The 7,773-nt window shown below is 70.8% G+C and carries 8 protein-coding genes; 5 read left to right on the top strand and 3 right to left on the bottom strand.

The window, feature by feature from the left end; all coding sequences use genetic code 11:
* The first annotated feature begins 47 nt into the window (after window positions 1–47).
* From ACFV0Q_RS33205 to ACFV0Q_RS33185, 5 genes are all read left to right on the top strand, one after another.
* Window positions 48–1,415, top strand: a complete 1,368-nt coding sequence (locus tag ACFV0Q_RS33205) for a M1 family metallopeptidase (RefSeq protein ID WP_385010461.1) — start codon at window positions 48–50, stop codon at window positions 1,413–1,415.
* A 115-nt stretch (window positions 1,416–1,530) separates the two neighbouring features.
* A complete protein-coding gene (locus ACFV0Q_RS33200; RefSeq protein WP_385010459.1) occupies window positions 1,531–2,271 on the top strand; it encodes a hypothetical protein in 741 nt (246 codons plus the stop codon).
* Between the two features lie 149 nt (window positions 2,272–2,420).
* Complete coding sequence (locus ACFV0Q_RS33195) at window positions 2,421–3,656, top strand: MAB_1171c family putative transporter (RefSeq protein WP_385010457.1); 1,236 nt, start codon at window positions 2,421–2,423, stop codon at window positions 3,654–3,656.
* Between the two features lie 146 nt (window positions 3,657–3,802).
* Window positions 3,803–4,486 carry a hypothetical protein gene (locus ACFV0Q_RS33190; RefSeq protein WP_385010455.1) on the top strand — a complete coding sequence of 228 codons (684 nt, stop codon included), beginning with the start codon at window positions 3,803–3,805 and terminating at the stop codon, window positions 4,484–4,486.
* 64 nt (window positions 4,487–4,550) lie between these two features.
* Complete coding sequence (locus ACFV0Q_RS33185; protein ID WP_385010453.1) at window positions 4,551–5,075, top strand: toxin-antitoxin system, toxin component; 525 nt, start codon at window positions 4,551–4,553, stop codon at window positions 5,073–5,075.
* An 8-nt stretch (window positions 5,076–5,083) separates the two neighbouring features.
* Here ACFV0Q_RS33185 and ACFV0Q_RS33180 read toward each other — a convergent pair whose 3' ends face one another.
* From ACFV0Q_RS33180 to ACFV0Q_RS33170, 3 genes are all read right to left on the bottom strand, one after another.
* Complete coding sequence (locus tag ACFV0Q_RS33180) at window positions 5,084–5,227, bottom strand: hypothetical protein (RefSeq protein WP_385010451.1); 144 nt, start codon at window positions 5,225–5,227, stop codon at window positions 5,084–5,086.
* Between the two features lie 110 nt (window positions 5,228–5,337).
* On the bottom strand, window positions 5,338–6,411 hold the full coding sequence (locus tag ACFV0Q_RS33175; RefSeq protein ID WP_385010449.1) for an IS701 family transposase: 1,074 nt from the start codon (window positions 6,409–6,411) through the stop codon (window positions 5,338–5,340).
* Between the two features lie 532 nt (window positions 6,412–6,943).
* Window positions 6,944–7,597, bottom strand: coding sequence for a DUF1326 domain-containing protein (locus tag ACFV0Q_RS33170; RefSeq protein WP_385010447.1), 654 nt, complete (start codon window positions 7,595–7,597; stop codon window positions 6,944–6,946).
* Between the last annotated feature and the right edge of the window lie 176 nt (window positions 7,598–7,773).

Below are 7,773 nucleotides of genomic sequence, written 5' to 3'. Positions count from 1 at the left end.
GGGTGCCGGGCCCACGAGGCCCCACCGCCGATTCCAGAGGAGGACACATGGGCAGGTCCGCTCGGCTCCTGGCAACCGTTCTCGCGTGCTTCGCGCTGGTCGCCTCCATGACGGGCAGCGCACCACCCGGCGGCGGGCGGCGTGCCGGGCTGATCCGGACGCCGGCCTCGGCGGCATACGCGGTCGAGCTGACCGGCGACTCCTCCGGCTGCCGATGTTCCGGGCACGAGCGGGTGAGCTTCACCAATGCTTCGGTGGATCCGCTCCATGAGCTCTTCCTCAGGCTGTGGGGCAACGCCCACGGGGGCTGCTCGGAGCCGGCGGTCACCGTGACACGCCTCGTCGGGGCCACCGCGGACGGCCTCCGGGTCGGGTGCACCGCGCTGCGGATCGCCCTGCCGGCCCCGCTCGGTCCCGGCGAGCACCACACGATCGGTTTCGACCTCACCGTGCGGGCCCCCGAACTCGTGGACAACGCCGGAAGGTTCGGGCGGCACGGGGCGTACAGCCACTTCGGCAACGCCCTGCCGGTGCTCGCGGTACGGGACACCGCAGGCTGGCACCTCGACCCGTTCACCGATACCGGGGAGTCGTTCTACACCTTGGCCGCCGACTTCACCGTGGTGCTCGACCACCCGGCAGCCGTCACGGTGCCCGCCACCGGCAGCACGGCCGAGGCCCCGGGGGCCGCCGGACGGACCGTCACCACGGTGACAGCCCGAAAGGTGCGTGACTTCGCCTGGTCCGCAGGCCCGTTCGACACCTTCTCCCGGGTCTCCGCGGGCGGGGTCACGGTCAACGTCCACAGCGTGGCCGGCATCGCGGCGGCGGACGCCCGGGCCATGCTGTCCACGGCCGGTTCCGCGATGGACGCGCACGCCCGCGCATTCGGCGCCTACCCCTACACGGAGCTGGACGTCGTGCTGGACGACGACCTCTGGTTCAGCGGCATGGAGTACCCGGGGTTCGTCCTGGCCCGGGTGAAGGCCGCCGCCCTCGTCCACGAGATCGCCCACCAGTGGTGGTACGGCATCGTCGGGGACGACCAGTACCGCCAGCCCTGGCTGGACGAATCCTTCGCCGAGTACGCCACCGATCTCGCCCTCGGCCGGGACGGCGCGGACTGCTGGACCGCGGTCGCGTGGTCGACGCCGCAGGAGCGGATCACCAACGGCATGGCGTACTGGGACCAACACCCGACCCGCTACGAGGACGTCGTCTACGGCTACGGCGCCTGCGCGCTGCACGACCTGCGCCGGACGATCGGGGCCGACGCGATGACCCGCCTGCTCCGCGGCTACGTCCGTACGCACCGGTACGGCGTGAGCACCACGCCCGCCTTCAAGGCTGCCGCCCGGGCCGCCACCGCCAAGGACCTCACCCCGTTCTGGGCCGCCCACCGGATCGACGGCTGACCGACCCCGGCGCAACCCTGGCTGATGTGCTGTCATCGGTGGTTGCTATTGCGAGAGGGGAGCGGTTACGGTCACGCTCGGATGGTCAGTGCCCGGGAGTCCTCAGGAGCGTGCGGTGAGTGACAGATCTGCTCCTGATCCGGCGAGCACCGCACGACGCATCGTGGCCCTCATCGACCGGCTCGGCGGTGATCGCGACGACGTGCTGCGGGTCGAGGGCGAGGGCGGGCTGTCGTACGCGTCCGGGTTGCCGGCTCAGGACGTCGAAGCCCTGCTGCGCGGCGACCGGACCCCGTCCGGTACGGACGCCGACGAGGCGAACCCGGTGGAGGCCCGCCGTCGGCGGGTGGTCGAGCGGATCCTCTTCCTGCGCGCCACGCGCCTGCGACACCGCGCCGACGGGCAGCGCCGTGTCTGCACGCTGGCCGAGATCGCGGCCGGAGCGGGCACCAGCGCGCAGTGGCTCGACAAGATGATCAAGACGGGAAAGGCCCCGAACCTCGACCACGCGGACGGGATCGCCAGGTTCTTCGGGGAGCAGATCGGCTTTCTGATGGACCCGCCCGCCGAGGCCCTGGACCGCGCACTGCGGTACATCCACTCGGACCTGCTGGAGCAGGCCGTCGAGCAACAGGACGCCGAAGTACGGAGGTTCAGGGCAGCCGGACCGTCCATCGACGCGATGTGCGAGCCGGGGCTCGTCGGGAGCGCGGCCCGCTGTCTGGCCGACGTACCCGACGAGACGGCCAAGCCGATCGTGGACCTCATCGAATCGATCGCCCGCCGGGCGCGTGCGGACCGGGCGCGAGAGACCCGCGAGGCCGCGGACGCGACGGGGGCGGCGACGGCGGACTGAGGGGTGCGTCGTGCTGTCGGGGGCGCCGCGTCCCACTGGCATGATCTTGGAGTGACGCACGGGGCGGGGACCGGTGCGTCGGGTCGGAAAGACGGCGCCGTACTCACCGGCGTCGCCGGCCGTGTCCCGGCACCATCGGAAGGCTGGCCATGCAACAAGGCGTCCACTTCTACGTACCCGCAGCCGGGCTGGCCGCCGTCCTGCTGGTGAAGCTGCCCGCCCTGGTGCGGGGTTGGCGCAGCCCGCTGGTCCGCACCGTCAACGCCCTGATCCTCCTGCACTGCGCCGGCTTCTTCTTCTCCGCCCCGCCGACGGTGACGGCGGTCAACCGGCTCACCGGCGTCTCCAACTTCTCGGCCCTGCTGGTCCACTGCATCCTGTGCGCGTACGCCTGCACCTGCCTGGCGCTGATGGAGAACTGGAGGGGGGACAAGACGGGGAGGCCCCGTACCAGGTGGCGCGTACGCGTCTGGATCCTGGGACACTGCCTCGTCGTCCTGACGGTCATCGTCTGCTTCGTCCTCGGCGACGTACCGGACGAGAGACCGGTCGACTTCGACACCTACTACGCCAACACCCCCTTCATCGTTGAGATGCTGGTGCTCTACCTGTCCTCGAACGTCGTGGCCGCGGGCGGCGCCACGGTCGTGTGCTGGCGCTGGTCGCTCGCCATCCGCAAAGAGATCCGGACGGACGGATCGGCCACGGCCGACGGGTGGCTGCGGGCCAGCCTGTACGTGCTCGGCGCCGGATTCCTGTCGAACTTCTTCTGCGGGTCCCTCAAACTCCTCGCCATCGCCGCCCGCTGGAACGGACGGAACTGGGACGTACTCAACGACGGCGTCGCCGAGTACGCCCCCCTCGGAGCCTTGATCGTCACCATTGGCTTCCTCCTCCCGGTCTTCGGCCCCTGGCTCACCGAACGCCTCGTCAACCCCGGGCGGACCTTCCTCGCGCTCGCCCCACTGATGCGGGTCGTGCGCCCGCCCGTCACCAGCGGCCAGGACTCCCTCGCGCTGACCACACCCTGGTACGCGGGCCCCGAACAGCACCTGGTCAACCGAATGACGAACATTCAGGACTGGATGCTCCAGCTGCGCCCCTACTGCGCCGACGGCATACGCGAACTGGCCCACCGCGAGGCGGTCCAGAAGGGCGCGTGCGGGCCGGACGCCGTCGCGGCCGGCCTCGCCGCCATGCTGCAGGCGGCCGCTGACGCCCGTGCACGCTCGACACCCGCCGACGAGGACGAGAGCCGCCGTGCCGCCCACGCCCTGCGCTCGTCCGAGACCGAGTACGGCGACCTCATGGTGCGCGTCTCCCGGGCCGTGCCGCCCCGGCGCGAGCCCCACCGCCGCGGCGCGCTACCCATGGCAGGGGAGTGACGGCCTCCCCGTAGAATCTCCCACCGAGGGCGGACCGTTCGCCATTGCCCTCACGTTGCGTGTGCGGCTACGGTCACCGCTCGAAACGTCAAGGCCGTCGGAGTCCGTGGGAGTACGCGTTGAGTGACAGGCCTTCAGCCGACCCTGTGAGCACGCTCCAGCGCATCGCCGTCCTTCTCGACCGGTTGGGCGATGACCGCGAGGAAGTGCTGAGGGTCGAGGGCGAGGGAGGCCTGTCCCACGCTTCCGGCCTGCCCGTGGCGGAAGTCGAGGCGCTGCTGCGCGGCGAGCCGCTGGCGTCCGCCACCGCCGTGAGCGGTGCGGACGCGGTGGAAGCACGCCACCGGCGGGTGCTGGACCGGATCCTCTTCCTGCGCGCCACACGGCTGCGCCCCTCCACCGACGGGCAGCGGCGCATCTACTCGCTGGCGGAGATCGCGGCGGGCGCGGGCACGAGCCCTCAGTGGCTCGACAAAATGATCAAGACGGGCAAGGCTCCGAACCTGGACCACGCCGCCGGGATCGCGCAGTTCTTCGGGGAGCGGATCGAGTTCCTGGTGGCCGAGCCCGCGGAGGCCCTTGACCGGGTCCTGCGCGAGATCCACAACGAGCTCCTGGAACGGGCCTTCGAACGCCAGGACCAGGACCTCCAGCGCCTGAAGGACAGGGGTACCGCACCCGACCTGAACCCAGAACTCGGCGTGGTCGGTTACGCGGCGCGCGCTCTGGCCGAGGTGCCCGACGACACGGCCCAGCCGCTCATCGCGCTGATCGAATCGGTCGCCCGGCGGGCACGTGAGGAGCGGGCCCGGGAGGCCCGGGGCGAGTAGACCCCCACCCGCGGGGTCTGTACGGATGTGATGCATGGGGGGCACGGTGGGGACGCACCGAGAGATGAAGAAGCATCGCGACGAGATCTTCGCGGGCGTGGCCGGTTCGTCGCCGACCACTCCGGTCGAACTGTTCCGGGCGATCTGTGCCTACGTGACGCAGACCGGCGAGCGCGAGGTGCGGCTGATGCTCGAACCGTTCCCGCAGGACACCGTCAGCGGCCTGTGGCTCGACATGGGTGACTTCGAGGTGATCGTCGTCGAGAAGAACACCTCTCCGCTGCACCAGATGGTGATCGTCGGGCACGAACTGTGGCACCGCAAGGAAGGAACCTGCGGGCAGCACGCCGGCGGTGCGGGTGCGAAGGTCGCGGCGCGCATGACCGGGGACCGGTGGAGCCTTGCCGAGGCCGTCGCCCACGTCGCCGTCGCCGCCCGCACCGATTTCGATCTCGACGAGGAGCGGAGGGCGGAGAAGTTCGGGCGCATGCTGGCCGCGAAGTTCCGCTCGCCCTTGGAGGCGATGCGCCTCGGCAAGGCGCCCGCGTCCGGCGTGGCCGGACGCATATGGGCATCACTGGAGGGCTGACGGACGGTTCACCGCGGGGCGCCGACCGGGTCGGGTGTGCGCTTCGGTGTCGCCACCGGCCCCTCCAGCGGATGGATCACCGCGACCGTGGCCAGGAGCATGAGCGTGCCCGGCCAGCCGAGACCACCGAGGTTCACCGAGAGCCCGGTCACGGTGGAGAAGGAAGGCGGCCCGGGACAGCCGGTTCCTGTCCGGCGGGAGCGGTACGACCGGCCCCGGGTCCGAAGGGCCGGGGCCGGAACCCGGGAGCTGCCCGCCGGTCCTAGGCGAGGCCCGCCCCGGCCGAGACGCCGGTTTCGGACAGGCAGCGCGCCGCGTGCGCCACCGAGGCCATCGTCACGTGCCGGTGCCACCCGGACAGCGACCGCCCCGCGAAGTCCCGCAGCCCCACGTCCTGCACGCTGCGCGCGGAGGTCGCCGACACCCGCCCCATCTGCTTCGTCAGCCGCAGCAGCGCCGCCGGGGTGCGCGGGGCGGGCTGGGACAGGTCGGTCACCCACAGCTGCGAGGGCGGACGGTGCGGGTCGGTCCATTCGCCGAGAAGGGTCAGGTGCCGGCGCCGCGTGGGTGCGGGGTCCGGCATCATCACGCGTACGGCGGCCACCAGCGTGGCGCGGCGCCGCCCCGGGTGCGCCGGGTCGGCCCATTCGGCGGGAGTGCGCAGCGCTCGTACCTTCTGCAGCACCTCCGAGGCGGCCAGGGCGCCCGCGCCGTGGCCGGGCAGCGCCGGGTCGGTCACCAGCAGCCGGGTGTCCGGGCCGATCCGGGCCAGCACCGGCAGCTTCGCGTCGGCGAAACGGTTCATCGTGGAGCGGGTGCCGATGCCGGGAATGTCCAGCAGAACCGGCCGGGGCGGCAGTCCGACCTGTCGGACGGCCTCCAGGATGCCGGTCACCGCGCACTCCTCGTACGTCTCTCCGGAGCCGTCACCCGCCTCCTCCTCCGGGAGGTGGAGCCGCCACCCGACCGGAGTGACGACATGGGCGGAGGTGAACCAGATTCCGAAGGCTTGCTGCCCCCGGAACATCTGCCGGCGCTGCGGGTCGTACTGCCGCCGCACCCCGACGGAGTGTTCGCCGCCCTTCGGGATGGTCATCGGCTGGATCACCCACGCGGTCAACGGGCAGGACTGCTCCAGGTACCGGGACAGTGCGATGCGGATCGGCCGCCAGTCCCAGGTGGAACCGGCGATGAAGTGGTGCAGGCTCTGGTCGGTGGCGGAGCCTCCGATCTGCTGCGCGATATTGCGGATCGACTTGCGGCCGGGGGTCGCCAGCAGCCCCTGGACGTATTGCAGCCCCTTCTCCCGCTGGTCCCGGCGCCGTAGCGAGCCCAAGACCGCTCCGCACAGATCTTCCGCCGCCTCGTGGACGCGGTCGCTCGATGGGGCGCAGGCGCCGGTGCCGAGACGGGCCCGTGGACGAGTCTGCAGATGACTCCTGTGGGTGATGGTGCTCACGCTCTTCCCCCTGAGGAATGGTCAGTTTCTTTGCGCAGCCGTGGTGCCGGCGTCTTCCGCCTGGTGACGTGCTCTTCCAGGGGTGGCGAGCCGGCATCTCGGCATGCGGTGCCGAGCCCCGTTGCCCGGGGTGAGATGAGGAGTGACGGTCGGTCAAGCGGTCGCCTCTGACCGGTCGTTGCCGGTGCGTCTCAAGTGGGGCTGGGTGATCGCTGGAACGAGACCCTAGTGGCTGGAACCCGCGTAATCAACCATGGTTGAATGTGCACATCTGTAGTTGATCCCGCGGGTGTCCGTCTGGGTTCCTTCTTGTGCGGGGGGCTGGGATCGGGGGCGCTCGAAGCCTGACGCTGCTCGGCGCAACGCGTTGTACCGAGCAGTCGGCGTCCGCCGTACGGGAGCAGACGATTCAGTCGGGGCCCGTCCAGTCGAAGGTGATGTGCTTGCTGGACTGGCCTTCGCGGCTCCAGCGGAAACCGAAGGCGTCGGCGCGGTCCGCCGTCGAGCGGCCCCAGGTCGCGGTCTGCCCCGGCCCGGTCTCGCAGCCCGGAAGGTTGGTCGACTGGACTCGGGCGCCTTCGGGAGTCGTCGGTCCGGTGAGCGCCCGCGCGCTCGCCTCGACCCGGTCGGGAATCGTGGCCCGCCAGCCGCCGAGGTCTTCGTCGACCTCGATCTCGATGGGGGCGAAGTCCATGCCCCGCATTTCGGCGTCCATCATGCTCACCATTTCGGCGGGCCAGCTGCCGGCCTGGCCGCCGAAGATCATCTGGAGTGCTTCGCGCTGCGTTCCGTCGGCTCGCTCGTCGAGGAACACCGCGGCGAACGTATCGGTGTGCTCGGCCCACACATTGCCGACGAAGGAGCTGAGCATCAGCACATTGAGGCCGTCCAGTCGTACGTCGCCGTAGTTGCCCTCGCGTATGTGCCAGGCCAGGACGCCGTCGCATTCACCGTAGGTGGGCGCCTGGGCGAACGAGCAGGGACAGGGAACGTTGCACCTGCACGTATCGAACCAGTCGCCGGCCGCGTGCCATTTCGGAACGGTCGCCGCCGTCTCAGACATCTCCTCGCCTCCTCGCGGCCCGTACGGACGGGAAGCACGGTCGGCGATGGTCCCGCCGGACGTCGGTACAGGCGCTCGGCCGCACGGGTCATATCATTTCTCCCCCCGCTGCCAGGTGGGCTAAAGCCGGGGCCTGCCGGTGGTGTGTGCCTATTTTGGATTTTCGCACCACCCAC

The organism is Streptomyces sp. NPDC059564 (assembly GCF_042735575.1).
GTDB lineage: Bacteria > Actinomycetota > Actinomycetes > Streptomycetales > Streptomycetaceae > Streptomyces.
Note: the sequence above shows the minus strand (reverse complement) of the source record. Positions and strands in the feature narration are given on the sequence as shown.